Source organism: Paraclostridium sordellii, assembly GCF_000953675.1.
Lineage (GTDB): Bacteria > Bacillota > Clostridia > Peptostreptococcales > Peptostreptococcaceae > Paraclostridium > Paraclostridium sordellii.
The window spans coordinates 3,388,122-3,388,396 of record NZ_LN679998.1 but is presented as its reverse complement, the minus strand read 5'-3'; positions in this window follow the sequence as shown (position 1 = coordinate 3,388,396).

The window sequence follows — 275 nt, the reverse complement described above, 5'->3', positions numbered from 1 at the left end:
GAAAAGAAAGAAATTCGATTCCGTAAGTAGCGGCGAGCGAACGCGGAACAGCCCAAACCAGTGAAGTTTTCTTCGCTGGGGTTGCGGACATATCATAAACAAGAGGTCATCGTAAACGAAGAGAGTTGGAAAGCTCCGCTATAAAGTGTAATAGCCACGTAGTTGAAACGATAATTCTTTAGATATGATCCAGAGTACCACGGGACACGTGAAACCCTGTGGGAAGCAGGAGGGACCATCCTCCAAGGCTAAATACTACTTAGTGACCGATAGCG